The 25,767-nt window shown below is 67.4% G+C and carries 27 protein-coding genes; 11 read left to right on the top strand and 16 right to left on the bottom strand.

Features of this window, described 5'->3' with window-relative positions; genetic code table 11:
- Positions 1 to 4: 4 nt before the first annotated feature.
- From ACZ5YD_RS07710 to ACZ5YD_RS07675, 8 genes are all read right to left on the bottom strand, one after another.
- Complete coding sequence (locus ACZ5YD_RS07710; RefSeq protein ID WP_379739202.1) at positions 5 to 1,669, bottom strand: type II/IV secretion system ATPase subunit; 1,665 nt, start codon at positions 1,667 to 1,669, stop codon at positions 5 to 7.
- A gap of 42 nt (positions 1,670 to 1,711) precedes the next feature.
- The gene (gene arlH / locus ACZ5YD_RS07705; RefSeq protein WP_379739198.1) at positions 1,712 to 2,461 is read right to left on the bottom strand and encodes an archaellum protein ArlH; all 750 of its coding nucleotides are present in this window, start codon (positions 2,459 to 2,461) and stop codon (positions 1,712 to 1,714) included.
- Between the two features lie 3 nt (positions 2,462 to 2,464).
- Entirely contained in the window at positions 2,465 to 2,935 is a 471-nt protein-coding gene (gene arlG, locus ACZ5YD_RS07700; RefSeq protein WP_379739195.1) for an archaellum stator protein ArlG, read from the bottom strand.
- Positions 2,936 to 3,397 carry an archaellum stator protein ArlF gene (arlF, locus tag ACZ5YD_RS07695; RefSeq protein WP_379739192.1) on the bottom strand — a complete coding sequence of 154 codons (462 nt, stop codon included), beginning with the start codon at positions 3,395 to 3,397 and terminating at the stop codon, positions 2,936 to 2,938.
- Positions 3,387 to 5,195 (bottom strand): FlaD/FlaE family flagellar protein, encoded by a 1,809-nt coding sequence (locus ACZ5YD_RS07690; protein WP_379739189.1) that lies wholly within the window; start codon positions 5,193 to 5,195, stop codon positions 3,387 to 3,389. The genes arlF and ACZ5YD_RS07690 overlap by 11 nt, the downstream gene beginning before the upstream one ends.
- Before the next feature lie 136 nt (positions 5,196 to 5,331).
- Positions 5,332 to 6,345 (bottom strand): DUF7500 family protein, encoded by a 1,014-nt coding sequence (locus ACZ5YD_RS07685; protein WP_379739186.1) that lies wholly within the window; start codon positions 6,343 to 6,345, stop codon positions 5,332 to 5,334.
- A 72-nt stretch (positions 6,346 to 6,417) separates the two neighbouring features.
- Positions 6,418 to 7,008, bottom strand: a complete 591-nt coding sequence (locus ACZ5YD_RS07680) for an archaellin/type IV pilin N-terminal domain-containing protein (protein ID WP_379739182.1) — start codon at positions 7,006 to 7,008, stop codon at positions 6,418 to 6,420.
- 363 nt (positions 7,009 to 7,371) lie between these two features.
- On the bottom strand, positions 7,372 to 7,653 hold the full coding sequence (locus tag ACZ5YD_RS07675) for a DUF7521 family protein (protein WP_379739179.1): 282 nt from the start codon (positions 7,651 to 7,653) through the stop codon (positions 7,372 to 7,374).
- Between the two features lie 194 nt (positions 7,654 to 7,847).
- Between ACZ5YD_RS07675 and ACZ5YD_RS07670 the strand changes: the two genes are divergently transcribed.
- Positions 7,848 to 8,183 carry a winged helix-turn-helix domain-containing protein gene (locus ACZ5YD_RS07670; protein ID WP_379739176.1) on the top strand — a complete coding sequence of 112 codons (336 nt, stop codon included), beginning with the start codon at positions 7,848 to 7,850 and terminating at the stop codon, positions 8,181 to 8,183.
- Positions 8,184 to 8,240: 57 nt separating this feature from the next.
- On the opposite strand, the gene ACZ5YD_RS07665 is transcribed toward ACZ5YD_RS07670, so the two are convergent.
- Positions 8,241 to 8,966, bottom strand: coding sequence for an RAD55 family ATPase (locus ACZ5YD_RS07665; protein ID WP_379739173.1), 726 nt, complete (start codon positions 8,964 to 8,966; stop codon positions 8,241 to 8,243).
- 129 nt (positions 8,967 to 9,095) lie between these two features.
- Between ACZ5YD_RS07665 and rio1 the strand changes: the two genes are divergently transcribed.
- Positions 9,096 to 9,971, top strand: a complete 876-nt coding sequence (rio1, locus tag ACZ5YD_RS07660) for a serine/threonine-protein kinase Rio1 (protein WP_379739170.1) — start codon at positions 9,096 to 9,098, stop codon at positions 9,969 to 9,971.
- A 79-nt stretch (positions 9,972 to 10,050) separates the two neighbouring features.
- The gene (locus tag ACZ5YD_RS07655) at positions 10,051 to 10,365 is read left to right on the top strand and encodes a hypothetical protein (protein ID WP_379739166.1); all 315 of its coding nucleotides are present in this window, start codon (positions 10,051 to 10,053) and stop codon (positions 10,363 to 10,365) included.
- A 40-nt stretch (positions 10,366 to 10,405) separates the two neighbouring features.
- Here ACZ5YD_RS07655 and larE read toward each other — a convergent pair whose 3' ends face one another.
- A complete protein-coding gene (gene larE, locus ACZ5YD_RS07650; protein ID WP_379739163.1) occupies positions 10,406 to 11,389 on the bottom strand; it encodes an ATP-dependent sacrificial sulfur transferase LarE in 984 nt (327 codons plus the stop codon).
- Positions 11,390 to 11,536: 147 nt separating this feature from the next.
- Between larE and ACZ5YD_RS07645 the strand changes: the two genes are divergently transcribed.
- Positions 11,537 to 13,513 carry a MutS-related protein gene (locus tag ACZ5YD_RS07645; RefSeq protein WP_379739160.1) on the top strand — a complete coding sequence of 659 codons (1,977 nt, stop codon included), beginning with the start codon at positions 11,537 to 11,539 and terminating at the stop codon, positions 13,511 to 13,513.
- Positions 13,514 to 14,206 carry a peptidase gene (locus ACZ5YD_RS07640; RefSeq protein WP_379739156.1) on the top strand — a complete coding sequence of 231 codons (693 nt, stop codon included), beginning with the start codon at positions 13,514 to 13,516 and terminating at the stop codon, positions 14,204 to 14,206.
- A gap of 28 nt (positions 14,207 to 14,234) precedes the next feature.
- Here ACZ5YD_RS07640 and ACZ5YD_RS07635 read toward each other — a convergent pair whose 3' ends face one another.
- From ACZ5YD_RS07635 to ACZ5YD_RS07625, 3 genes are all read right to left on the bottom strand, one after another.
- Positions 14,235 to 15,191 carry an electron transfer flavoprotein subunit alpha/FixB family protein gene (locus tag ACZ5YD_RS07635; RefSeq protein ID WP_379739153.1) on the bottom strand — a complete coding sequence of 319 codons (957 nt, stop codon included), beginning with the start codon at positions 15,189 to 15,191 and terminating at the stop codon, positions 14,235 to 14,237.
- Positions 15,191 to 15,979: an electron transfer flavoprotein subunit beta/FixA family protein gene (locus ACZ5YD_RS07630; protein ID WP_379739150.1), complete on the bottom strand. Its 789-nt coding sequence runs from the start codon at positions 15,977 to 15,979 to the stop codon at positions 15,191 to 15,193. The genes ACZ5YD_RS07635 and ACZ5YD_RS07630 overlap by 1 nt, the downstream gene beginning before the upstream one ends.
- Before the next feature lie 69 nt (positions 15,980 to 16,048).
- Positions 16,049 to 17,608 carry a DUF7345 domain-containing protein gene (locus ACZ5YD_RS07625; RefSeq protein WP_379739147.1) on the bottom strand — a complete coding sequence of 520 codons (1,560 nt, stop codon included), beginning with the start codon at positions 17,606 to 17,608 and terminating at the stop codon, positions 16,049 to 16,051.
- A 114-nt stretch (positions 17,609 to 17,722) separates the two neighbouring features.
- On the opposite strand from ACZ5YD_RS07625, the gene ACZ5YD_RS07620 reads away from it, so the two are divergent.
- On the top strand, positions 17,723 to 19,141 hold the full coding sequence (locus tag ACZ5YD_RS07620) for a DUF7094 domain-containing protein (RefSeq protein ID WP_379739144.1): 1,419 nt from the start codon (positions 17,723 to 17,725) through the stop codon (positions 19,139 to 19,141).
- Between the two features lie 135 nt (positions 19,142 to 19,276).
- Positions 19,277 to 19,792 carry a type IV pilin N-terminal domain-containing protein gene (locus ACZ5YD_RS07615; protein ID WP_379739141.1) on the top strand — a complete coding sequence of 172 codons (516 nt, stop codon included), beginning with the start codon at positions 19,277 to 19,279 and terminating at the stop codon, positions 19,790 to 19,792.
- 70 nt (positions 19,793 to 19,862) lie between these two features.
- Here ACZ5YD_RS07615 and ACZ5YD_RS07610 read toward each other — a convergent pair whose 3' ends face one another.
- A complete protein-coding gene (locus tag ACZ5YD_RS07610; protein WP_379739136.1) occupies positions 19,863 to 20,483 on the bottom strand; it encodes a methyltransferase domain-containing protein in 621 nt (206 codons plus the stop codon).
- A gap of 99 nt (positions 20,484 to 20,582) precedes the next feature.
- Here ACZ5YD_RS07610 and ACZ5YD_RS07605 point away from each other — a divergent pair, with 99 nt between their 5' ends.
- The gene (locus ACZ5YD_RS07605; protein WP_379739132.1) at positions 20,583 to 21,302 is read left to right on the top strand and encodes a DUF6663 family protein; all 720 of its coding nucleotides are present in this window, start codon (positions 20,583 to 20,585) and stop codon (positions 21,300 to 21,302) included.
- Positions 21,303 to 21,369: 67 nt separating this feature from the next.
- Here the strand turns inward: ACZ5YD_RS07605 and ACZ5YD_RS07600 are convergent, their stop codons facing one another.
- The gene (locus ACZ5YD_RS07600; RefSeq protein ID WP_379739129.1) at positions 21,370 to 22,530 is read right to left on the bottom strand and encodes a PfkB family carbohydrate kinase; all 1,161 of its coding nucleotides are present in this window, start codon (positions 22,528 to 22,530) and stop codon (positions 21,370 to 21,372) included.
- A gap of 80 nt (positions 22,531 to 22,610) precedes the next feature.
- Here ACZ5YD_RS07600 and ACZ5YD_RS07595 point away from each other — a divergent pair, with 80 nt between their 5' ends.
- Entirely contained in the window at positions 22,611 to 22,940 is a 330-nt protein-coding gene (locus ACZ5YD_RS07595) for a DUF7536 family protein (RefSeq protein WP_379739126.1), read from the top strand.
- A gap of 29 nt (positions 22,941 to 22,969) precedes the next feature.
- On the opposite strand, the gene ACZ5YD_RS07590 is transcribed toward ACZ5YD_RS07595, so the two are convergent.
- Positions 22,970 to 23,266 (bottom strand): winged helix-turn-helix transcriptional regulator, encoded by a 297-nt coding sequence (locus tag ACZ5YD_RS07590; protein ID WP_379739123.1) that lies wholly within the window; start codon positions 23,264 to 23,266, stop codon positions 22,970 to 22,972.
- A 343-nt stretch (positions 23,267 to 23,609) separates the two neighbouring features.
- Between ACZ5YD_RS07590 and ACZ5YD_RS07585 the strand changes: the two genes are divergently transcribed.
- Both ACZ5YD_RS07585 and ACZ5YD_RS07580 read left to right on the top strand, forming a co-directional pair.
- The gene (locus ACZ5YD_RS07585; protein ID WP_379739120.1) at positions 23,610 to 23,918 is read left to right on the top strand and encodes an EMC6-like membrane protein; all 309 of its coding nucleotides are present in this window, start codon (positions 23,610 to 23,612) and stop codon (positions 23,916 to 23,918) included.
- A gap of 2 nt (positions 23,919 to 23,920) precedes the next feature.
- Positions 23,921 to 25,744, top strand: coding sequence for a ribosome biogenesis/translation initiation ATPase RLI (locus tag ACZ5YD_RS07580; protein WP_379739117.1), 1,824 nt, complete (start codon positions 23,921 to 23,923; stop codon positions 25,742 to 25,744).
- Positions 25,745 to 25,767: the final 23 nt, after the last annotated feature.

Here is a 25,767-nt window from a genome sequence, read left to right as displayed (position 1 = left end):
ACCGCTATCGACTCATCTCGAAGGGAAGCCCCTCGATCCCGTCGCGTTGGAACGCCGTGATCGTCTCGTTGACCTCGTGGTATCCCACGATCCCCTCATCGATCATCCGCTCCGTCAGGTTCGCACGAAACTGCAGGTCGTCGTAGATACGACGGGTGTCGGCGTAGCCGAGAAGCGTCGCGATTTGCTCTTCGAGGACGTAGGAGTTGTTCATTCCCTGGAAGACGATCCGGTCCTCGACGGGGTCCCAGTTGAACACCTCCCGGGTGATGACCCCGTCCATCTCCTTGGAGTAGCCCTCGATCTCCTGGACGCTCGTCACGCGGCGTAACACCTCGTCGCCCTGTTTCACCCGGTTCTGGAAGAGCGCGACGTCGGCGTTGTCCATGAACGTCTCCGGGACGTTGATCGGATCGGAGGTGAACCGCTGGATCATCGAGACGATGTCGCTCGCGTGGAAGGTCAACATCACGGGGTGGCCCGTCTGGGCCGCCTGGAACGCCATCCGTCCCTCCGCGCCCCGAACCTCGCCGACGATGATGTAGTCCGGTCGCGACCGAAGCGCCGCCGCGACCAGATCGAACATGTCGACGTCGACGGAGCCCTCCCCGCCGCCTTCCCGCGTCAACAGCTGTTGCCAGGTGTTGTGCGGCGGGATCACCTCCGCCGTGTCCTCGGCGGTGTATATCTTCGAGTCGCGAGGGATGTACGAGAGGACGGCGTTGAGCGTCGTCGTCTTTCCGGAGGCCGTCTCGCCGACGACGAAGACGGTCTGTTCGTTCTCGAGACACAGCCACAGGTAGGCGGCCAGCTCCGGCGAGAGCGTCCCCCAGTCGGTGATCTGATTCACCGAAAGCGGCGTCTCCTGGCCCTGACGGATCGTCAACGAGGACCCCTTGATCGAGACGTCGTCGGAGTAGATGATGTTGATCCGCGAGCCGTCCGGCAGCGTCGAGTCGACGATCGGGTCGGCATCGGAGACCGGATCGCCGATCCGCTCGCCCATGTTTCGAAGCCAGTTGTCGAACTCCGCCCTGGTGCCGAAGTCGACCGTCGTCTCCAGCATCCCGAAGACGCCGTGGTCGACGTGACACTCGTGGGGGCCGATGACGTGGATGTCCTCGTTCGCCGGATCGCGCATCACGGGTTCGAGCGGCCCGTAGCCGACGATGTCGCGGGTGAGCCGGTACCGGATGCTCTCGTAGGTCTCGGGCGTGACGGACAGCTTTCCCCAGTTCAACGCGCGCCGGACGGACCCGAGGCGGCCCCCGTTCCCGTCGTCGATCGTCGTCACGTCGTCCAACAGCGTGTCGATGAGCTTCGTGTACTCCTCGGTCGTCTCCGGCGTTCGGTACTCCCCGGAGGCGGTGAGCAGCTCGTCCCTGACGGACTGCAGCGTCTCCGCCTCCGCGCCGGACAGCTCCGGCTCGATCGCGTAGTACTTCGTCTCCTGGCCGAGGTCGCCGTAGATGTGACAGAAGATCGGCCCGCCGACCGGGTAGAGGACGTTCGGCCGCTCCGACTCGTACTCGTCTTTCGCCTCCTCGATCAGCTGTGGAAACTCGCCGGTGATCTGTCTGAACTGCCGGAGGTGTCGGTGGAGGTGCGGTCGTCGATTTGCCACCTCCACGAGTTCCGACGACGGGCGAGCGGTTCCCTGTTCGGTCACGTCGATCCCACTCTCCCGCCCGACTCGTTTTCGTTCATGTGTTCATGCGACGCTCCGGCTCTCGACCACCACGCCGATCCCCGACCGAACGGAGTAGCCGATCGTGTCGCCGACCTGTTCGCCCATCCCCGCAAAGCGCTTTACGCTTATCTGTCTGCGGACCTCGCTTCCGACCTCGATCATCTCGAGTTGCAGGTAGACGTCCGCGATCGCCCGAAACGGTCCGATCGCGTCCTCGTCGATCGCCGAGGGATCGATCGTCAACACGATCACCTTTCCTCGCGAGATGACGTCGCGGAAAAACGAGATGATCTCCAGGGCCGCCTGTCGCTCCTCGTTCTTCCGAATGAGCGACTCGAAGGTCGGGTCGTTGCGGAGGATCGAATCGAACGTGTCGATGAATATCACGTCCGTGTTCCACATCACCTCCGCGTTCATCAGCCGGCTCAGAAGCTGCATCCGCTCGCCGGAGCCCTCCGAGAACGCGCCGCCGGAGTTGAAGTCCGCGTGCAAGAACAGCAGCTCCTCGTTCAAAAGCGGGCGGACGACGTCGTAGGACAGCGAGTGCATCTGGTCGATGAACCCGCGGATGGTCAGTTCCGTCGAGAGCATCGTCACGCTCGCACCCTCCGAGAGCAGCCCGTGGCAGAACCGCTGGGAGAGCGCCGACTTCCCGGCGCCGTAATCGCCTTCCATCAACACGATGCTTCCCCGCGGGATCCCCCCGCCGAGCTCCATGTTCACCCGGTCGTGATCGTCGAGCCCGAGCGAGAGCAGGTTGTCGCGCGACATCGTTCAGCTCCCCCCGTCGTACCGGAACTCGAAGACTTCCTCGTCACCGTTCACGGTCATCGCGATCCGGTGATCCCCTGCATCGAGATCGACGTCGATCGCGAAGGCCATCACGTCGCCGCGGGCCCAGGTCGTTCCCGATCCCGAGTACAACGTCGTCTCGATCGAATCGTGCGTGATGAACCGTCCGTCGACGACGATCACCACGCCCGACCCGTCGGGAGCGAGCCGGTGTGTCCCCGTGTTCTTCACGAGCAGCGAGAGGGTTCCCTCGCTCGAGTCGTAGACGGCGTCGCTGCCCGCGTCGGAGACGATCGTCACGTCGGTCCGCATGTCCGTCGCGACGTCGGCGCTGCCGTCCTCGATCGCGGCGTTGACCTGGTCGACGCCGGAGGTCACCGTCCCGACGACTCCCGCGGCGATCACCAAACTCGCGATGAAGATGATCATGTGGGAAATGGAGACGCTCGCCATCTATGCGGCCACCACCGTTCCACGGACCTGCAGCCCCTCCTCGGTGGCGACGAGCGCGGTCTCGGGGTCGTCGGCCGGGACCGAAAACCGCAGTCGCTCCTCGGGTAGCCACAGCTCGGTCGACGTCGATCCGTTCGCCGGATCGGTGGTCTCGGGATCGTAGACGATGGTCTCCTCGTCGCTCGTGGTGACGTACTCGTTGTCGACGACGAGCGACGTCCTCGGCACCGAGACGGTTCGTGCCCCCCCGTTCTCGACGGTGACGTTCAGCGTCGACCCGTCGTATGTCGCGTTCACGAACTCAACGTCGGTGTTCTCCCGCTCGAGGGCGCGTTCGTTGACCTCCGATCCAGCGTCGCTCACGCGGTCGAAACCGTTCGAGGCGACCGGATACAGCGTCCCGAACGCCACGAAGAGCCCGGCGACGATGATCGCCGTGGACGCCGAGACGCTAACGCCCATCCGGGAACCTCCCCGAGAACGGCCGTCCGGTCTCCCGGTCGGCCACGCCGTCGGTTCGCTCCTCGTTCCGTGTTCCCCTCACGTCTTCTCCCGCGTTCGTTCCCCGTCCCCCCGAACGCGGAGACAGCGAACGCGTGTCCGATCGGCCCGTCCGACCGTCGTGTCGGTTCTCGCGGCCTCGAGCGTTCCGGTCGCCGCTTCGATCCGGATTTCGACGCTCGGGCCGGCCTCGAGATCCATCGCCGGATCGCCCGCGACGGTCGCCGTTTTGTCCTCCCTCAGACGATCCCCCCCGGGAGCGCGGCCGTGATTGCGCGTTTCGCCCCCCCTCGCGTCCGGGTTCAGGTCCCGTTTCCGATCGGGTCCCCGTCCCGTTCTCCCCCTCCTCGGCGGTCGGGATACGCGAATTCCCCAGGTCGAGCAGCTGTCGCTCCGTCAGATCCTCCCACCGGTCCAACAGCACGTCCCGGGAGTCCGTGTCGGCGAGTCGGAGGACGTACTGCAGGCTCCGCGTGTGGTGGCTCCTCTCGAGGACCGCCGTACCGGGTCGGATCACCTCGTTTCTGTCGACCTGGCCGAATCCCGAGAGGAACGCGCGAAGCTGTTCCGCGACGGACTCCGAGATCCAGTCGATCCGCTCGTAATAACGGATCGCGCGCGCCGCGTCCGTCACGTCCGCGGTCTCGACGAGGTACTCCAACCACTCCATCACCAGGAGGTCACACACGTGCTCGGCGGGCAGCGACCGGAGATACGGCTCGCGACGTCCGGGCTGGAGCTCGTCGGCGTCGACGTACTCGAACCCGTCGTCGAACCCTTCCGTCCCCCTTCGATCGGGACCGTACCCCGCGGCACGCTCCGCGTTCTCACCTCGACCGGTCGGGCTCTCGTCGGCCGGCTCGTGGGAACCCTCGTGCTCCCTCTCGGGAACGTCCCCCGGTTCCGACGCGGAGACCGACCCGGTACTCATATGCACCGACTCGCCGCTCGAGGCCGGGGTGTGGTCGTCCTCGGCGTCGAACTCCTCTTTCAGGTCGCTGAAGTCACGTCCCCCCTTCGGCGGATCGTTGGACTCGGATGCGCCCTCTCGACGTTCGTCGGCCTCGTCGATCGTGCTTTCGAGGATCGGATCGACCGGCTCCTCGTCGGCGTCGGGCTCGGTGTTCAGCATTGAATCCGCATCCGGATCGTCGAAGGCCCCTTCGGAATCGCCGGAATCCTCCCCTGTGTCCCGATCGAACAGGCCGAGTGCCGCGTCGCTCCCGCCGCCGTCGAAGCCGCCTCCGCCGCCGAAGGCGTCAGTCTCGTCGACGAACGGGTTCACGCCCTGGGTGACCATCTCGTAGATCCCCAGCAGGTTGCGGATGTCCTCCTCGATCTCCCCCACCGTCTCGTCGATCTCGTCGTTCTCCGATCGAACGGTCGAGACGGTCGAGGAGAGCGACTCGAGATCCTCCTCGATCTCCTCGACGCGACGTTCGAGTTCCCTGGCACCGCCGCCGCTTCCCTCGAGTGATCCCCCCATTCCCCCCTCGGCGGCGTCCCCCTCCAAGCCGCCGAGCGCGTCCGATTCTCCCCCCATCCCCCCGGCCCCATCGCCACCGCCGAACCCCCCGCTACCGCCGAGTTCGTCTTCGAGGCCACCGCCGGCGAACCCGCCGTCGTCGGCCAGCGGATCGCTACTGTCGTCGTCGCTGGGCTCGTCGTCGCGGAACCTGTCCAGAAGCCCCGCCCCGATCAGCCCCACGACGGTGCCTCCGACCGTCGAGAGGGTCCAGATCGATGTTTCGAGCGCCATTATCCTGGCGAACTACCGAGTCGCACTTTAATGTATCCACTTCAGTATCATCGCTGATAACTATCGTGATGGCTGAATGATCAATCCCCGGCGGCAGCCGGATCGACGTGTCACTGAAACAGATATTTACCGAACGTCATCCATCCGGATCCTCGCCGATCCAGTTCCACGCTCCGGCGTCTCCGCCCTCGTCGTCCCTCGAGCTTTTTGGTGACGTCCCTCGCGAGTCCGTCCCTCGCGAGTCCGTCCCTCGCGGCGCGCGATCCCGATCGGATCGACGGTTCCTCTCGTTTCCTCGGCCCTCTCGCGTGGGTTGCCCGCTTTCGTCCGTCCGCCTTCTCGGGTTCCCGGTTCGGGCGTCCGCCCCGTCGTCACTTTCATCGGATTCTCCGTCGCTCGACGTCTCGATCCGGAGGCCGCCGTGGGCCTCCGCGACCGCCAGGAGGTCGCCGATCGAGTCCTCGCGCGTCAGCCCGTGGCGTTCCACGTATCGATCAAGGGTCCCGCGCGGGAACTGGACGGGGGTCTCCGAGGCCGCGATGAGGATGCCGAGCGCCTCGTCGATCGGCGCCTCGCCGGCCGCGTTTCGGGTGAACCAGGTCAAAAGCGTCTCGAAGGTCGCGGAGACGTCCCCGGAGACCATCCGGTGGCGTACCACCTCGTCGCCGACCGAAAGCGTCGCGTCGAAGCCGAACTCGAAGCCGTCGTCCTCGAAGGAGGCCGCCAGCCAGCGGCTCACGTCCCGAGAGGAGATCGGTCTCCGCTCGCTCCGTGATCTGGACCGTTTGGGAGTCCCGCTCTCCGGCTCCTGTGGGCTCGAGGTTCCGGCGTCGGATGATCGGGTGCCGATTCGCGACGTCGGCCCGCGCCCTCGTCCCGTATCCGTTCGCGAATCCGCCGATCCCCCCGTATCCGTGTCGGTTTCCGTCGTTCGATCGGCCTGTTCGGATTCGGTTTCCGCCGTTCGCTCGGCCTGTTCGGATTCGGTCGATTCCCCCAGCAGCTCCGCCAGCCGCTCCGCATCGCTCGGCACTCGCGGGGGGCCACTTCCCGCGGAGACCACGTACCGTCCGTCGTCGATCTCCTCGACCCGCTCGTCGTCGGTGAAGTCGAGGTCGTCGGGATCGAAGGCGGGGCCGTCGTCGCTCATGTGTTGTGTACGCTCATGCTCATCATCGGCGAGTTAGTATAAAAAACGAGCGACGAAGGATTTGGACGGACGCTACAGCGAGACGGCGCTCTTGCCCGATAACGAGTCGGGCGCGCGTATCTCGACGGTGGTCGTCGCGCCGGAGGCGGTCGTTATCCGGAGTTCGAGGGTGCCACCCTCCGCGAGGCCGGTGGAGCCGTCACCACCGACCTCCGAGATCGCTTGCAGATCGAGGGTGACCTTGTGGAGGTCGTTTTCGTCGGTGACGATGTTTCCGCTCCCGTCCACGGCTTGTGTGGTGAACTCCGTGCTGCTCGTACTGTCGCTGTGAGTCAGAGTGATCGACCCGCTGTCGGCGATGAGGTCGATCGTGACCTCCGTGAGGTCGATGTCGTTCGAGCCGGGGCTCTTCGTCGAGCTCATGTCGATCGTGGTGATCTCGTCGTTTCCGATCGCGCCGATCGTGCTCACGACCTGCAGGCGATCGGTGACTTGACTGGTACTCTCCTCGCCCGTGTTTTCGGACTGCGTCTGGAGGAAGCCGGCGGTGTTGATGAGCACGCCCGCGGCGATCGCCGCCACGAGCACCATCGCGATGAACACGATGAGGGTGCCGATCCCCACCTGACCCCTTTCGTCGTCCTCTGTGATTCGTTCGAACATGGTTTCGTGTGGTGCGCCCGTGGGGTCGCCACGGACATACTCCGGCAGACGAAAACACCGTACATAAAAACTCGTCTCAAAATATTTGTTCTGATAATGGACTTGCGTCCTGCGTTTTTGACCCCGATCGCTCGGCATATGGTGTCATCAAAACAACTATTTCCTCGGGCGGAGTTATCGACTCTGATATCTGCCTCTCACTCTTCGAACTCCATCGAGGATACCCGCCTTCGACGCCCCCTCGATCGGCTCGCGAGCGTACGCTCTACAGCAACGCCCTAATGCGCGGCATGAGGCCTCGAGAACTCGGAGATCTCAAACGCAGCGGGTTCCGGCGGGACGCGGTCGAATCCGATCGACGAGTCACCGGTAGGTGATGAGGCTGTAGACCACGAAGCTGAACCCGACGCCGGTGAGTCCGCTGTTGACCGTCAAAAGCGACCTCGTGCCGGTGAAGTCGGTCACGAACGCGCTCACGGAGGTGGCGATCGCCGCCGCGACGATGAGCGCGAACCCGATCGACAGGTGGATCATCGCACGCCGCTCGGTCTCCTGGTAGGCCCGAAGCGCGAGGGCCACCATCGTCAGCCCCGCGACGACGAGCCCCGCGGTGGCCAACAGGTATAGACCCTCCATCGGTTGCATACGGGACGTGACTCGATCGGACACATAAAACTACGGATCAAAATATCACCGATAATAACGTCGCTTTCCGACGAATCACCCGTTCTCGTCGCCGATCGACCCGTCGTGGCGTGGATCGGCTCGCCCCCGACGTGACCGCCTACGTTTCGAAGTGCGTACCTTTACAAGGGCGGAATCAATATTGAGACCGTTGAATGTCGGGGGACGACCTGATCGAGGTGCTCGGGAACAAGTACAACACGGATATCCTCGCTGCGGCCGACGATCCCAAGTCTGCCCAGGAGCTGAGCGACGAGCTCGACGTCCCGATCGCGACGTGCTACCGGCGGATCGACGAGCTGCAGGAGGCCGACCTCCTCGAGTTACACGACCGGCCGCTCTCGGAGGATCGTCGCCGAATAAACGTCTACCGGCGCCGCGTCGAGCGCGTTTCCGTCGAGTTCGCCGACGGAGTCGACGTCGACCTCGAGGAGCGGTCGGCGGTCACGAACCGCCTCGACGAGGTGTGGCGCAACCTCTCGAACGCGTGACCTCGGTAGTTTCGTCCCCTCCCTGCGCGTTCGACCCTTCAACGCGTTCGCTCCCGCTCAAAACGGCGTCTCCGAGTTATCCATCATCGTGAACCCGCCGGCCTGGTCGTGGACGACGAGTCCTCCCTCGTCGATCTCCAGGGGATAGATGTCCGTGTCGATGTCCTGTTTGCGCATCTTCGCCACCCAGAGGTACCTGTTGACGCCCGAATCCGTCGGCGTCTGGATGAGGTAGACGTTGCCGTCGGTGAGGAAGTTCTCCAAGCCGATCTCGGTGTCCGGAAAGACGGCGCCCTGCTCGTTTATCAGAAGCGACGTGAGGCCGTTCTCCTTGAGGATGTCCGAGAACTTCAACAGGTAGGTCCGCTCCTCGCGTTCGTTCTCGAAGAAGAGTTTGAACATCGACAGGGAGTCGAGCACCAGTCGGTCGAATCCGCCGTCGCCGACCGTCTCCAGGATCCGATCGATCGTCTCCGAGAGGTCGCCGTCGCCGAGCAGCTGCCGCTTGTCGAGGACGACGATCCGGCCGTCGTCGACGTACTCGTCGAACGACTCGAAGCCGATCGACTCCGCCGCGGCGCGGATGTCCTCCGCGTCCTCCTCGAAGGAGATGTAGACGCCCCGCTCGTCGAACTCCCGGACGCCGGTGTAGAGATACTGGATCCCGAGGAGGCTCTTTCCGGTTCCCGGGTTCCCGGAGACGAGAACTGTCGACTGTGGGGTGATTCCACCGCCGAGGATCGCGTCCAAACCGTCGACGCCCGTGGAGACGAGTCGGGACATGTTGGCGACACCTCCGACGGCGAGCGATAAAGTCCTCCCGGTCGACCAGGCCGACGCCCTCGAGAACGCGAGGATCGCCGGACGGACCAACAGCCGGGCTTTTACGCCTCGGTCTCGAAGTTCCGAGGAATGACAGAGGAGTTCGACCTGCTCGAGCCCGCCGACGATCCGGGCGACGAGTGGGAGGAGCTCGACGTCTCCGATACCGAGGCGGACCGGATCGCCCGCCGCCAGGATCGGGAGTTCAGCGAGTTCCGCAAGCGGCTCAAGGACGCCGACCAGTTCAAACTCGACGGGTCGGTCTTCGACGACGCCACGCTCGCCGCGATCTACAAGCTCGTCCAGGACGGCTACATAACCGCCTTCGGCGGACCCGTCTCGACGGGCAAGGAGGCCAACGTCTTCGAGGCGTTCGGCGAGGACGAAAGCCAGGAGGTCGCGGTGAAGATCTACCGGATCAACTCCTCGAACTTCACCCAGATGCGCGAGTATCTCGAGGGCGATCCGCGGTTCGAGGGGATCGCCTCCGACAAGAAGGCGACCGTGCTCGCCTGGACCCGAAAGGAGTTCGCCAACCTCCGGCGCGCGTACGACGCCGGCGTCCGCGTCCCCGAACCGATCGCCGTCCAGCGAAACGCGCTCGTGATGGAGCTCGTCGGCCACGCCGACGACCGCGCGCGCCGGCTCTCGGAGGTGACCGTCGAGAACCCCGAGACCGCCTTCGAGGTCGTCCGCGAGTACATGCGTCGGCTCTATCGGGTCGGGCTGATCCACGGCGACCTCTCCGAGTACAACCTGATCGTTCACGACGGCGAGCTGGTGGTCATCGACCTCGGACAGGCCGTGACGGTTCACCACCCGAACGCCCGGACGTTCCTCGAGCGCGACTGCCGGAACGTGGCCGCCTTCTTCTCCCGGCAGGGACTGGAGGTCTCCGCTGACGATCTGGCGGCCGCCGTCACCGAGCCGGAGCCGGAGCCCGGCGGCAACTCCGACGAGGAGTAGCCCTGATCGGCCGATCGTCTCCTTCGGCGTCGCCCGGTCGTCACGGAACGCTTTTCGCCCGCCGGATCGACCCTCCGATATGGCTCTCGCTCCGATCGTCGCCGGTTCCGGAGTCCTCCTCGCCGCGGCGGCCGCGATCGCGGTCTACTGGGACGCCGACCGCCTCGGGATCGCGCGGGCACCGCTTTGGGCCGGATTCGTCTTCGTCACCGTGGCCGTGGGGCTCACGCTCCCGGTCTTCGTCCCGACCATCCCGATCCCGGGCACCCTGATCATCCTCGTGATGGGGCCGGCGCTGTACGCCTTCGAGCGCGACGACTCCCGCTACGGCTCCGACGCCGATCCCGGGTCGCTCCCGAACGAGGCACGCGACGACGGCGAAAAAGAGGAATAGCGACCGGACGTCGCCAAATAGCGACCGGGTCGCCACTTCGTCAGCTTCCCCGCGGGTACTCCTTGCCGAGATCGAGCCCGCCTGCGACGTCACGATCCGCGTCCCCGTCGTCGTCTGAGTTCCCGCCTTCGGGCTCCTCCTCGTCGCCGGGACTCACGCTGCCGGTCCGGTAGCCGGCGAGATCGAGGGTAACGTGGTCGAAACCGACGTCCTCGAGGTGTTCGGTGGCGGCGCGGGCGAACTCCGGATCGAGGGCGTCCTCGAGCTCCTCAGTCGCGATCTCGATGCGCGCGAGCCCGTCGTGATCGCGGACGCGGAACTGCGAGAAGCCCCACTCCCGCAGCAGGCGCTCGGCCTTCTCGACGCGCGAGAGACGCTCCTCCGTGACCTCCAGTCCGGTGGGGATCCGCGAGGAGAGACAGGCCATCGACGGCTTGTCCGCCACGGAGAGGCCGTAGGCCTCGGCTATCTGCCGCACCTCGGATTTATCGACGTCGTGTGTCAGGAGGGGAGACCGGACCGAAAGCTCCTCGACCGCGCGCAGGCCGGGGCGATGCCCCTCGCCCGGATCCGAGGCGTTCGTCCCGTCACAGACCGTGTCGATCCCCATCTCGGTCGCCTTCTCGTACATCCGGCCCAGCCGCATCGTTCGGCAGTGGTAACACCGATCGCCGTCGTTGGCCACGAACTCCGGATCGTCCAGTTCGGAGAACTCGACGATCTCGTGGCGGATCCCGATCTCGGTAGCCACCTCGACGGAGTCCTCCAGCTCCGCGGCCGGAAGCGTCTCGCTTTTGGCGGTGCAGGCGACGGCGTCCTCCCCGAGGGCGTCACGCGCGAGCGCCGCGACCACGGACGAGTCGACGCCGCCGGAGAAGGCGATCAACACTTCACCGCACTCCGAGAGGGACTCCCGGAGGAGGTCGACCTTCCGTTCCAGCGACGCCGAAAGCGCCTCGCGGTCGAGTTCGACCGACGCGTCCGGCGTTCCCGCCGACCGCCCGGCGTCCGTAACCGTGTCCATGACCGTCCGTTACACCCGAGGGAGAAAAAGGGCGTCGTCGTGTTCGTCGATCGGAGGTGGTCGCGTTCTCTACTCATGGTCGACTTCGGGTTGGCCCCCGCCCCGCGACCCGCACCCTTTTGACCGTTCCCGAAAGAACCCGGGGTGATGGAACTGGAGGCGATCCCCGGCGTCGGCGCCAAGACGGCCGACGCCCTCCACGAGCTGGACGATCCGGAGGCCGCGCTTCGCCGCGGCGACGTCGCCGCGATCGCGAGCGCGTCCGGGATCACCCACGGCCGGGCCGTCCAGATCGCCCGCGGGGCGGTTCGCGACCGCCACGGCGACGACGGGCGCGTGCTCGCGACCGATCGCGCACGCGAACTCTATCGCGACGTGATCGGCCTGCTCAAGGACCGGGCGGTCACCGACTACGCCGAGACGCGCCTCGAGACGTTCTACCCCTCCGCGTCCCGGTCGCGGATCGAGGAGGTCCGCTCGTTCGTCGCGGACGCGATGGAGCGCGAACCGGACCCGGCGGTCCTCGAGGCGCTCTCCGGCGTCGAGCCGATGGAGTCGCCGGGAACGGTCCGCGTCCGCGAGCGATGTCTGGCGACCGCCGACGCCGAACGCTACGCCGAGGCCGAGGCGGCGATGCCCGAACTCTCCGTCGAAACCGCCGAGGACGTCCGCGACCTCTCCGAGCTCGCGCGGTCGTACGCCACCGTGATCGTCCTCGACGAGTCCTTCGCGGGCCTCGACGTCCACGGCGACGTCCGGGTCCGTCCGGACGCCCTCGAGACGCCCGCCGAGACCGTTCCCGAGCGCCTCCTCGCCCGATTCGCGACGAACCGGGACCGGCTCCTCGCGGCCGCGGCGGTCCACGAGGCCGCCGACGTCGACCCGCCGTGTGACCTCGAGGCGCTCCGGGACGCGCTCTCGCGGGTCGACGACGACGGAACCGTGATCGGCGACGACGAGTTCGACCGGCTCGCGACCGCGGTCGACGACCTCGATGCGGCCGTGGGCACCGCCGAGTCGGTCGCGAACGACCACCTCCGTCAGGCGATCCGCGAGCGGGACGTCACCATCGAGGGACAGGACTTCCTCTCGCTCGTCGAACAGGGCGCCCGCGTCGACTCGCTGCTCTCGCGCGAACTCGCCGACGAGTACGACGCCGCCCTCGAGCGGGCACGCGATCACGTCGTCTCCGCGTTGCGGCTCGACCCCGGCGAGGCGGAGATCGCAAAGCGCGTCTTCCCCGAGGGGGATCCCACGTTTCCGGTCGAACACGACGAGGAGACGGTCTCCCGCCTTCGAAACGAACTCTCGACGGCTCGCGACCAGCGTGCGGCGACGCTCAAAGCCGATCTGGCCGAGGACCTCTCGGAGCTTTCCGATCCGGCCGACGATCTCGTCCGCGACGCGCTCGAACTCGACGTCGAACTCGCAGTCTCCCGATTCGCCCGCGATTTCGACTGCACGCTTCCGACGTTCGATCGCGATCGCGGCTTTCGGATCGTCGAGGGGCGATCGCCGCTCCTCGACGTCTCCTACGCGGATGCGGAGCCGGTCGATTACGCGGTGAGTGGCGCGACGCTGCTTTCGGGGGTCAACTCCGGCGGCAAGACGTCGACGCTCGATCTCGTCGCGCTCGTTGCGATCCTCGCCCAGATGGGTATGCCCGTTCCGGCCGCCGAGGCCCGCCTCGAGCGCTTCGAGGAGATCCACTACTACGCGAAGTCCCAGGGGACCCTCGACGCCGGCGCCTTCGAGGCGACGCTTCGGGAGTTCGGCGACCTCGTCGAGGGCGCGGACGGCCGGCTCGTGCTGGTCGACGAGCTGGAGTCGATCACGGAACCCGGCGCCTCCGCGAAGATCATCGCCGGCATCCTCGAGGCGCTCGAGGACCAGGCGGCGACCGCGGTCTTCGTCTCCCACCTCGCCCGGGAGATCCGCGAGGCGGCCGACTTCCCGGTCGCCGTCGACGGTATCGAGGCCACCGGACTCGAGGACGGCGAACTGCGGGTGAATCGGTCGCCACAGAAGGACCACCTCGCCCGGTCCACCCCGGAGCTCATCGTCGAGAAGCTCTCCGGCGAGCGCGGCGGCGCGTTCTACGAGGACCTCCTGGAGAAGTTCTGAATGCTCCGGATCGCGCTCGTCCCCCTCGTCGCCGTCCTCGCGATGCTCGCGGCAACCGTCGGCCCGCTCATCGCGGCCGATCGCTTCCTCGCGACCCGCGAGCCGACGCCCGCGGAGCGCGATCGCCTCGCGGAGCTTCGCGAGGCGGTCGGACTCGACGTGTCGGCCGTCGCCGTCATCGAGGAGACGACCCGAAGCCCGGAGATCACGGTCCGCGGCCCGCCCGGACGACGCGTGTTGTTCGTGACGCCGGACGTGCTCGGCGTCGACGGAGAAAGCGATCGAGACGCGACTGACATCGATGGACACACCCTCGATGAAATCACCGTCGAGGCGTTGTTCGCGGCCGAGGTCGCCCGCCTCGATACGTATTACGGCGAATTTCGGGCCGTCTCGGTGGCCGGAGTGGTGTCGATCCTCGCCGCGATCGTCCTCACGCTCGTCCCCTTCGACGACGGGTTCACCGCGCTCCTCGCGGTCGGGCTCGTCTCGCTTTGGGCCGGACGGCGGATCCAGTACGCCGCCGACGCCCGCGCGGCCGATCGCGTCGGCGCCGACCGGCTGGCAGACGCCTTCGAGCGCGCGGCCGACCGCCGCGGCGTGGAGCCGGAACGCGGCGGGTGGCGGACGGCCTTCGAGGTGCAGCCGCCGCTCGGGGATCGGATCGATCGGCTGCGCGAACGCGGCGGGTAGGAACCGTTCCCACCCCGGGCGATCGGGCCTACTCGAACCCCTCGATCAGCGCCGGAACCACCTCGAAGAGGTCGCCGACGATCCCGTAGTCCGCGACGTCGAAGATCGGCGCGTTCGGGTCGGTGTTGATCGCGACGATCGTCTCCGCGCCCTTCATGCCGGCGACGTGCTGGACGGCCCCGGAGATGCCGATCGCGACGTACACATCGGGCGTGACGACCGCCCCGGACTGGCCGACCTGGCGGTTCTTCGGGAGCCAGCCGTTGTCGACGATCGGCCGCGAGGCCGAGACCGTGGCGCCGAGCGCGTCCGCCAGATCCCGTATCAACTCCAGGTTCTCCTCCTCGCCGATCCCCCGGCCCACGGAGACGAGCACGTCGGCCTCCGTGATGTCGACGTCGCCGGCGGCGATCTCCTCGTAGCCCCGGACGCGAACGCCGGAGTCGCCCGCCTCGGCGTCGACGGTGGTCGTCTCGACCCTCGCGTCGCCGGTCCCTCCCGCGGCCGGCCACTCGCCGCCGCGGACGGTGACGGCGAACCGATCGCCTGTCACCTCGACGGTCGTCTCGACCTTCGAGCCGTACATCTCGCGGGTGACGGTGAGTCCGTCGTCGTAGGCGAAGTCGATCGCGTCGGTCACGAGCGGGAGGTCGAGACGCTCGGCGACCGCGGGCGCGTAATCGAGCCCGTTGACGGAGTTGGGAACGAGAAGCGCCGTCGGGTCGAGTTCCCCGTGGAGGGTCTCGACCGCCCGCGCGTAGACGCCGTGGTCGAACTCCTCGCCGTTCTCCACGGCGTGGATCGCGTCGACGCCCTCGCGATCGAGCGCCTCGGCGAACTCCTCCGTCGCCCCCGAGATGACCGCGACGTGGAGCTCGCCGCCGATCGCGTCGGCCAGTTCGCGTCCTGCAGTCACGAGCTCGTAGGAGACGTCGCGAAGATCGCCGCGGCGATGTTCCGCGATGGCGAGGACGGCGGCGGTCATCAGGCGTCCACCCCCCGATCACGGAGGACCTCGGCAAGCCGAGTCGCGGCCTCGCCGGAGTCGCCCTCGATGAGTTCCGCCTCGGAGTCGCTTTCCGGCTCGTACATGCTCGAGAGCGTCAACGCCCCCTCGACGTCGGCCTCGGAGAGGCCCAGATCGTCGAGCGTTCGGACGTCGATCTCCTTGCGTTGCGCCTGTCGAATCCCGCGCAGGCTGGCGTATCTCGGCTCGTTCAGCCCCGTCTGCACGGTCAGGACGGCCGGAAGATCGACCGTCGCGACCTCCTCGATCCCGCCCTCGAGTTCCCGTCGAACGTTCGCCGTTCCGGCGTCAGCGTCCACCTCGAGGTCGTTCACGACCGCCGCGTGCCGATAGCCGATCCGCTCTGCGAGCGCGACGCCGGTCGCCCCGAAGGCCGTATCGCTCGCTTGAACGCCGGAGAGGATCAGGTCCGGCTCCTCGCTCTCGACGACCGCCTCGAGGAGATCGACGCGGGTCTCGACGTCGAGGAAGGCGTCGCGGAGCGCGTCGTCGAAGACGCGAACCGCGCGGTCGGCGCCCTTCGCCAGCGCGGTGCGGATCGTCTCCTCGGCGCGTTCCGGCCCGATCGTGGCCGTGACGACCTCCTCCGCGACGTCCTCCTCGGCCAGTCGCGCGCCGGCCTCGAGCGCGTACTCGTCCCACTCGTTGATCCCGTACTCGAGGTCGCCCTCGGCGATCCGGGTCCCCTCGATCGCGAAGTCGTCGCCGACCTCGCCGACCTCCTTTACGGTCACGAGAACCTTCATCGTGGATCGCTACCACCGACCGCGAGTAAGGGTTTTCGAAAGCCGTCCGCGTCCTTTGGCGATGCCCCGTCAGTCTCCATCCTCTCCGCTCGGACTACCCTCTTCGTTCGGATCGTTCTCTCCGTTCGGATCATCCTCCCCCTTCGGACCACCCTCTCCGCCTTCATCGGGCGTGTGATCCGGAAGCGAGATGAGGTTCTCGCGCCCGAGCCGGAGCTTCTCGACGCGTTCCGCCTCGGCCATCGCCGAGAGGAGCTGGGAGACCTTCGCGTCGGACCAGCCGGTCTCCTCGACGATGGCCGCCTGTCGCATCCGTCCGCCGCTGTCCTCGAGCAGCCGCTCGACCCGTTCCTCATCCGACAGCAGCGAGGGGTCCGGCTCGGCGGTCCCCTCGGAGTCGTCCGGTTCGTCCCCTGCCGTTTCCTCGCCGTCCCCGACGTCCGATTCACCGTCAACTCCCGAATCGCCGGTTGTCCTCTCCCGTTCGGCCGAGGCGCCAACCCCTTCGGGTGCGCTCTCCGTTCCCGTGCCGTCCGTTCCGGGACTCGGCTCCGACGTCCCCGTCCGCTCCGTCGACGCAGCGTCCTCCGTCCCGGAGCCGTTTCCGGACCCTGTTTCGCTCCCGGCTTGGGTCCCCGATCCGCCCCGAGTCTCCGAGGCGTCGTTTCCGTCGGTCGAGGCGTTCGATCCCGAGTTCCCGATCGGGACGTCGATCGACGGCCCCGACTCGTCGGTTCGCCGATAGGCCCACAGCCCGCCCGCGATGGCGATCGATCCGACGATCACCGCCGCCGCGAGGGCGAACCACGGCGGCCCCGTGACGGGCTGTGTCGTCGGCGTGTAGACGACCACGATGTCGTCGTCCGGCTCGAACGTTCGCGGCCCCTCGATCACCACGGCCCGGTCGTCGAGCGAGAGGCCGATGCCCGGAAACGAGTCGACCTGATAGCCCTCGGGCGGCTGGATCACCATCCGCTGGTTCGTTCCGAGCGACTGGAGCCACGTCTCGCCGTCGGCGGTTCGGAAGGCATCGTCGAGGACGAGCTGGTCGCCCTCCTCGCGGAGGAACTCGGTCCAGGTGAACGAGAGGCGGAGCTCGCCGACCGCGCCCTCCTCGCCGGCGATCTCGATCCCGCGATCGATGGCGGCCTCGCGTTCGACGTCCATGATCTCCATCTCGCGTCCCGACGCCTCGGCGGCGCCCGCGGCGAGGTTGACGTACAGATCCGCGGACGGTCCGACCTCCCCGGACTCGAAGCGCGCCGCCACGCGTTCGAACGCCGTCGTCTCGTTGTCGTTCGTCAGCTCGTACCGAACGACGACGGTCCAGTCCGCCTCGCGCGTCGACTGGAGGTCGATCCGGAACTCCGTCTCGGGGGTCACGTTCGTCGTCGACAGCTGGCTCGGGTCCGCACCCGGATCCACGGCGCTCGCGCCCGAACCAATCGCGTTCGCGCCTGAACCGACGGTGTTTACGCTCGGATCGACGGGTTCGGACGCGAGTGCACCCGCGCTCGCGACGGACCCCGGCCGCGCGTCGACCGGCGCGGCTCCGGCGAGGACGCCCCCGGCGACGCCGGTTACCAGGAGCAGAGTGGCGAGAACGACACGGAGGGCGGGTCGCCGCATACAGCCGTTCCCTCTCGTGCGCTCGGCAAAATCCTTTTCATCGCCCGATTCTCCGCCACCGATCGCCCGATCGATGGGTGTATTTTTTAACCGATGCCGCCGGATCTCCCCCCGATGAGGGTCCTCCCCGTTCTGCTGGCGGTCGCCCTCCTGATCGCGCCGGCGACGGCCGGGTTCGCCGTTGCGGGGGCCTCACCCGCGACCGGGGCCGACGATCGACCGGCGATCCTGACGGAGCGATCGCCGGACGCCGTCGACCCGCTCCGCGAAGAGGGGCCAAATCGCGGAGCGGATGCCGTCCTCGTGGATGCCTCGACCGTCCGACAGACCGGGACCGAGGACGGAACGGATGGCAACGGGACGACGGAGAACGGATCGGACGCCCCCGCGACCGACACGTGGATCAACGTGCTTTCCGCGCCGTCCGACTCCGCGACGTCGGTCTCCATCGGTCACCATCGCGCCGACCTCGGTCCCGCGAGCCGGATCGAAACGGCCCGTACGACCGCCTCGATGCGCACGGAGGCCGCGATCGCCCACGTCCGGGCCGCGAACTCCTCCGGCGAGCGTCAGCGGCGGCTCGTGGCCGCCGAGGCCGAGGTCAGGGACGCCGAGGCCCGCCTCTACGAGCGCCAGCGGGCCGCGATCGACGCCCACGCGCGCGGCGAGCTGTCCGACCGGGAGCTGTTCATCGAGCTCGCGGAGATCTCCGCCACGGCGGACGCGCTTCGCACGCGACTCGACGTGCTCGCCGCGCTCGCCGCCGAGACCTCCGGAACCTCGCTCGAGACCGATTCGCTCGCCTTCCGGTTGAGCGTCTACGACGGGCCGGTTCGATCCTACGCGCTTGAGACGCTTCGCGCGGGCGAATCGCCCGATCGGATATACGTGGAGACCCGGGAGGACGTCGCCGTGTTGGCCGCCATCGACGCCGACGACGGCGAGTACCTCAGAGAGGTCTATCGCGGCGACCGGTGGGACCGGGACGCCGCCGGCGACGCGGACGAGAGCGAGCGCGCGCTCGAGCGAACGCTCGCCGCGTACCCCCGCGTCGACGACCGGAGCCTCTCCGCGGACACGCTCGGGACCGACGGGCTCACCCGCGTCAACGTCCCCTTTGAGGGAGGGCGTCTTCGGACGTTCGTAAGCGGCGGCGACGGCGACGTCTTCATCGAACACCAGCGCCGCGATCTGGCGTCCTTCTCGGACTCCCACCGCCGATCGACGACCCAGGACGGCATCGAGGTGACCGTCGATGCGACCTACCCGGGCGGCCCGGTCCGCGTGACGGCCATGGACGTCGAAAGCGGCGAACCCGTCTCGAACGCCACGATAACCGTCGCCGCCGGCGACGACGACAGCGTCGAGGTCGGGTCCACGAACGCCGAGGGCCGCCTGTGGATCCTCTCACCCGATCGACCCTACCGAACCACCGTCGTCGACGATCCCCGCGTCGCGTGGGTTTCGGAGGTTACCCCCGTCACGCCGCCGCGGATACCCCCTCCCGAATCGGGGAACGAAGACGAAAGCTGAAGGGCTCCCGACCGCGCGTTCGATCCCCGTACCGGGCGTCTCCGGATGACTTTCGGTACGGGGCGTCTCCGGACTCCTCCTCCCGTGTTCCGTCCCGGGACGAGGGTTTTAGAGGGATACCGACGCAGACGGCGTGTGTTTCCGCCCGTCCCCCGCCCACGTTCGCCCCGAAGGATCGATCGGCCCCGCTTCGACCGGGCGTTCGCTCCCATCGCGGCCGTCTGTCTGCTCCTTCTCGTCGTGGTCCTCGGCGGCGGATTCGCCGCGATCGTCACGAGCGCCGCCGACCCGATCGACCCTGCGCCGACCGCCAGCCTCTCCGTGACCGTAGAGGAATCGACGGTGACCCTCTCACACGAGGGGGGCGATCCGATCGACGTCTCCGACGTCCGTATCAGCGTTCGCGTCGACGGCGAGGCGCTCTCCGAGCAGCCGCCGGTGCCGTTCTTCTCCGCGAGCGGGTTCGAGCCCGGCCCGACCGGCGCGTTCAACAGCGCGGGGACGACGACGCTTTCGGCCGGCGACCGGGCGTCGTTTTCGATCGCGGGAACGAACGACCCGGTACCGACGCCGGGAGCGACCGTCGAGGTGCGGATCGACGCCGGGTCGACGCCGGTCGCGCGACTCTCGACCACGGCAACGGAAGCGTGAGAGATGAGGAGAAACGGGGAGGGACGCGAGACCGGTCAACGACGGACGAGGGATCGCGGCGGCGCGCCGCCTACTCCGGGACGGTCGCGACGGTCGTGATGGCGCGTGGACTTCCGGGGCTGGCCTGCTGGATGTGGTGTTCGAACTCCTCGTACCCGGCCTGCCGGAACATCCGGTCGGCCTCGTCGGCGTCGTAGAACAGCATGATCGCGTCGGCGATCCGTCGTGCGATCCGCGAGTTCGGGTGGTCGGGACCGACGACGAGGACGGTGGCTCCCGGCTTTGCGACCCGACGCATCTCCTGGAGCCCGGCGACCGGGTGGGGCCAGTACTCGATCGACCCCGACGACCAGACGGCGTCGAACGTGTCGTCGGCGAACGGGAGCCGCTCGGCGTCCCCGCGGTAGAAGTTCACCCGGTCGTGTTTCCCGAACTTCTCGAAGGCCCGCTCCATCTGGTGGACGCTCTGGTCGAGGCCGTGGACGTCGTCCGTGTACTGGAGGATCCCCTCCGTTCCGAACCCGGTTCCACAGCCGACGTCGAGAACGCGGTCGCCCGCCTCGAGATCCATCCACGAGAGCGCCTCGTCGCGCATCCGCTCGTTCCAGATGAACGGGTTGATCCGGTCGTAGATCTTCGAGAGGTACCTGTAGAACGTCCGTGCCCTGGCCTTGTCCTCGAGAAGTCCCATTCGTGGGGCGATCTACGGCTCGGCTCCCCATAACGGTGCGGATCCGTCGACGCAATGCGGATCACCTCGCTTATTGGCGCTCGCCCGTTTCGATGTTCCATGCAGCCGACGACCGTCGGCCGGTTTCGGGTCCAGCGCCGCGAGGGCGACGCGTTCACGCTGGTCGAGGTTCCGGACGAACCCGTTCATCCCGACGACCCCGACGCCGACGAGGCGTACGCTCCGCTCCGGGCGGACGGCGATCACTCGGCGGACGTCGAGCCGCTGGAGCCCGGATGGGTCGTCGACGCCACGCTCGCCTGGTCGGACGCGACCGCCCGCATCGAGGAGTACACGGTCGTCCGCGAGACCCGGATCCACGTCGCCGACGAGGTCACGGGTATGTTCGAGGCGGCCAGGGAGGCCTGGCGGAACGCGCGCGCCGCCGGCGACGCGATGGTCTCGACGACGACCCGCGGACGCGACGGAACGCCGAACGGCGCGTTGTACCTGTTCGCGGATCCGCCCGGCCGCGACACGCTCTCCGCGCTCGCCGACGGATCGCTTCCGCTGGAACCCCTCGTCGCTCGAGTGAACGAGCGGCTCGACGACGGGGAGCCCCGTTCGGTCTTCCTGTTGCGTCCCGATTCGGACGACTACGTCGCCGTTCTGGTCGCCTTCCGACGTGACGGGATCCTCGCGCGGACGGTCCGGGACACCTACGACCTCGGGTCGGCGCTCGCCGACCGACTCGATGACCTCGAGGACGACGCCGGCATCTACGGGGAACTCGAGGAGAACGCGACGTCCTCGGACGGCGCTGATCCGTCGGCCCATTGATCGGCCGAGCCGTCGACCGTCGACCGACCGTCGACGGGCCGACGCTCGGCTGCCGTGACCCGCCGGTTCACTCGCCACCGTCGTCGTTCGACGGTGAGCGCTCCCGAACGAAGGCGCGGAGGTCCTCGGCGTCGCCGGTCCGGTCGTGGGTCAGGTAGTACGCCGCCGCGGCGTTTCCACACGCGAGGGCGGTCTCGACGGGCCACCCGGCGGCGAGCCCGACGGCGAATCCCGATCCGAACCGATCTCCGCCTCCGATCCGTCGGTCGGGATCCTCGAGCCGGAAGTTCTGAACGGAGACGACGTGATCGTCCCCGACCGCCATCCCGGCTCGCGGCTCGGCGTGCATGACGACCCCGGCGATTCCCGCGTGATCGCGGATCGCACGAAGCCGTTCGTCATCGTCACGGAGACGCTCGTCCTCGCGCTCGTGTGCTTGAGGATCGCTCGTGGACGGATCCGCGTCGATCGCCGCCGCGATCTCGCGGATCTCCGCGCGGTTCGCGTTCACGATCACCGCCTCCGGATCCTGTAGTTCTCCGAGCGCGTCCAGCAGCTCCGAGATCGCGTCCGGGTCGCTGCCGACGAGATCGCCCGGATCCACGAGGTGGATCTGCGGCGACCCGTTTCGAATCGTGTCGTCCTCATGGGTGGACGCGATCCGGATCGCCTCCGTCGTCCGGGGGAACGAGACCCAGTTGCACCAACAGACCACGTCGGCGTCGAGCGGGTCGACGGGCGACTCGAGGGCCGCCTCGAGGTCCGCGGCCCCCCACGACCGGACGTCACCGGATTCCTCGGCCAACATCACGGCGTCGTCCTCGAGGTCGAGTACCCTGACGGTCGCGGGCTCTCCGAACGAATAGGTCTCGAAGGGAAACGCGGGCATCTCGGGCGCGTCGAGGTGGCCACAAAGTGCGACCTTCGCTCCCAGTTCGTGGGCACCGATCGCCAGGTTCACCGCCTGTCCGCCGGGTTCCGTGCGCTCGGGAACGAGTTGCAGGGACTTCCGGCCGTCCTCGATCGCGGTCGCGAGCGCTGCTCGCGTGGTGAGTCCCCCTCCGACCCCGGTTTGGATCCGATAGCGCCGATCGATCGATCCGTCCGGGAGGGCCGAAACCCGCAGATCGCTGGGGATCTCCGCGAGGCGGTTTTGTAGGTCCACGTAGGGCGATTCGACGGGGGAACGCCCCTCCCCCGTGGCCGATGTCCCCGGTTCGGATCGCACGGCCGTGGTTCGGACCGGGTTCACTTGAGTGGTTCGCGTGCTCGAGTCCGATCGATCGACCGCGCCGCTCCGATGCGTCTATGTCGCGGCGGATCGAACGTCCCCACGTGAGTGAAAAGCGACCGGACCGGCCGCCGCTCGTGTCGTTTCTCGCCGCGCTCGACGTCCGGCGACACGCCGTCGTCGGAGGGATCGCTGGGGCCTGCGTGGCGCTTTCTGCCTACCTGTTTCGGGTCCTCGAGCTGTGGGGTCCCTTCCAGGGAACTCGCGAGTATCCCGTGATGGGTCCCGAGGGGTGGTTTCTCCTGCTCGCGTTCGTCCTGGCGGTCGCCTCCGGGACGCTCGTGGCGATCGCGCTCACGGTCCGTTCGGCCGTCCGCCGAAGCCGTGAGATCGCCGCCGAGGAGTAGTTCGAACGGTGGGCGGTCGTCGTTGCGCCTCAGTCCGCACAGCAGGCTTCCTTGTCGTCGGTCGAGGGATCCCGTGCCGGCTCCGTGAGCTCGTAGAGGTTCTGTCTCGCGTCCGCGAAGTAGACGTCCTCGTCGACGACGCCGATCCGCTCGAGCCGCTCGAGCGCGTATCGAACCGTCCGTGCGGAGAGCATCGACTCCTCGACGATCCCCTTCTGTGTCAACGCCCCGTTGTACTCCAATACCTTGAACACGAGCTTCGCGCTCGGAGGGAGGTCCTCGAGCGTCTCGGTCCCGTCGGTGCTCCCCTGTTCGGTTCCAGCCATCGTTACGACTCGAAATAGCACACCGTGATAAAGGTTCATGCAGATCCTCCCGATCCGGGCCGTTTGGGCGCGCTCCGACGTGCGTCCTCCGCGAATTGCGGAAGTATTTGCCTCTATAAACCGACGGATCACCGTCCTGGCTGACCGATCGGTCAGGCAACCGGCTCGCGCGCGCTCTCACGGCGCGACCAATGTGGCTGGTCGGCTCGTCGACGTGTTCTCGACGTTCCCGCGTGTTCCATCCGGGGTTCGTTTCGTGCTCGTTGTCGCCCGCCTCGCCCGGGTCGACCCGGGTCGGCTTCGGAACGAACGCCTTTTCACCGGCGCCAGCGGACCCGTTGGTATGAGCGACGACTCGGGACTCACCGGCCACGCCCGCGGCGTGGTCGTCACGACCATCGCCTGTCTGGCCGGCATCGGCGCAGCGCTCGCGTCCGCCTGGTACGTCGGCACCTCTCCCGCCAACGGCGGATCCACGATGGCCGTCGTGGTGATGGGCGCGTTCGTCGTCGTCCAGTTTCCCATTCTGAAGCTGGCCGGCGTCGACGTTGCGGACTTCGGCGTGAAGGACAACCTCTACGTGGTGTTCATGACCTTCACGCTGTGGTTCATCACCTACACGGTCCTTTTGACCTCGGGTGTTCGGCTGTAGCCATGGCCGACGACAGCATCGCGGTCGTCGACCTCGACCGGTGTCAGCCCGACCGGTGCAACTACGAGTGCATGAACTACTGTCCGCCCAACCGGACGGGCAAGGAGTGCATCACGATGCGCGGCGAGGACGCCGAGGACGGCGACCCCGACCAGATCCGCATCTCCGAGGAGATCTGTCTGGGCGAGACCTGCGGCATCTGCGTCGAGAAGTGCCCCTTCGACGCCATCGAGATCATCAACCTTCCCTCCGAGCTCGAGGAGGACCCCGTCCACCGCTACGGCGAGAACGCCTTCTCGCTGTACGGCCTGCCCGTCCCCGAGCCCGGCTCCGTGACCGGCATCCTCGGACCGAACGGCATCGGGAAGTCGACCGCGGTCCACGCGCTCGCGGGCGAGCTCGTCCCGAACCTCGGCGACCACGAGGGAGCCGACGAGGGGGCCGACTGGGAGCCGGTCGTCGACCGCTTCCGCGGTACCGAGCTGCAGACCTACCTCGATCGACTTCGGGAGGGATCGATATCGATCGCCAGAAAGCCTCAGTACGTCGACCAGATCCCCAAGCAGTTCGATGGGAACACGCGCGACCTGCTCGAACACACCGACGAGCGCGGCGCGCTCTCCGAGCTCATCGACCGGCTGAACATCGCTCCGGTGATGGACCAGGACATCGACTCCATCTCCGGCGGCGAGCTCCAGCGCGTGGCGATCGCCGCGTGTCTGGCCCGCGACGCCGACTTCTACTTCCTCGATGAGATCACCCCGTATCTCGACATCGGCCAGCGGATGACCGCCGCCCGGCTCATTCGCGAGCTGGCGGCCGACTCCGACCGGTCGATGCTCGTCGTCGAACACGACCTGGCCATCCTCGACCTCCTCGCGGACACCCTCCACGTCGCCTACGGCGAACCCGGCGCCTACGGCGTCATCACCGACCCGAAGTCCGTCAGAAACGGGATCAACGAGTACCTGAAGGGCTACCTCGACAACGAGAACATGCGGATCCGTCCGGACTCGATCACCTTCGAGGAGCACGCCCCACGCGTCTCCTCGAAGGAGAACGAGCTCGTCGAGTACCCGGACCTCCGGAAGTCCTACGGCGAAGGGGAGTTCGACCTCGACGTCGAGGGCGGCACCATCTACGAGTCCGAGGTGCTCGGCATCGTGGGTCCCAACGGGATCGGCAAATCCACCCTCGCGAAGCTGTTCGCCGGCTCCCTCGAGCCCGACGATGGCGAGTTGGACTTCGCGCTCGACATCGCCTACAAGCCGCAGTACATCGAGATCGACCGCCACATGCGCGTCGACGCCTTCCTCTCGTCCATCACGGACCGCGTCGGAAGCTCCTACTGGAACACGGAGATCGCGGACCCGCTCCAGCTCGATCGAATCATGGAGCAGAACCTCACGGACCTCTCGGGCGGCGAGCGCCAGCGCGTGGCGATCGCGGCGTGCCTCTCCGAGGACGCCGACCTCTACCTGCTCGACGAGCCGTCGGCCCACCTCGACGTCGAACAGCGCGTGCGCGCCACGACCGCGATCCGCCGGTACGCGGAGAACCACGACGCGACCGTGCTCGTCATCGACCACGACATCTACATGATCGACCTGCTCGCCGACCGGCTCATGGTCTTCGACGGCGAGCCGGCCCACCACGGCCACGCCAAGCCGCCCCAGGAGATGCGCGCGGGGATGAACGACTTCCTCTCGGACCTCGACATCACCTTCCGGCGCGACGAGCGCACCGGCCGCCCGCGGATCAACAAACCCGACTCCCAGAAGGACCGCGAGCAGAAGCGGACCGGCGAGTACTACTACTCCGTCTAGTCGCCACGTCCACCCCGTCTCGT

The organism is Halopenitus salinus (assembly GCF_055397165.1).
This window is presented reverse-complemented; position numbering and strand designations above follow the sequence as displayed.